Source organism: Alkalihalophilus lindianensis (genome assembly GCF_032843265.1).
GTDB classification, from domain to species: domain Bacteria; phylum Bacillota; class Bacilli; order Bacillales; family Bacillaceae_D; genus Alkalihalophilus; species Alkalihalophilus lindianensis.
The window spans coordinates 1-279 of the sequence record NZ_JAWJBA010000204.1 but is presented as its reverse complement, the minus strand read 5'-3'; the positions used below and the strand labels follow the sequence as shown (position 1 = coordinate 279).

The window sequence follows — 279 nt, the reverse complement described above, 5'->3', positions numbered from 1 at the left end:
GCTCCAGCAATGCTGCCAGGGCACGTCTTGCCGCAGGCCCGCGTTCGCGGAGCCGAGTCGCCGTCAGGACCGGCTCGTTCTCGAACGCACCGAACAGGGCCCGCTGCGCATGGGCGCGTTCCGGCAGATCGGCAACTGTGCGTTGCGCACCTTCAGCAGTCCGCACGAACTCGCTGCGCGGCGCGAGGGCCGCGCCGTCCGGTTTGCGCAACGCCGTCGGCAGCGCATTCAGGATCGTCTCGCCCAGTGGGTGGTGGTAGTAGCGGGCACAGAAGCGCA

Annotated in this window: 1 protein-coding gene; it reads right to left on the bottom strand. The window is 69.5% G+C overall.

The features are described from left to right. The coding region (locus RYX56_RS21935) for a hypothetical protein (RefSeq protein WP_317124062.1) at positions 1-279 on the bottom strand (279 nt) is incomplete at both ends.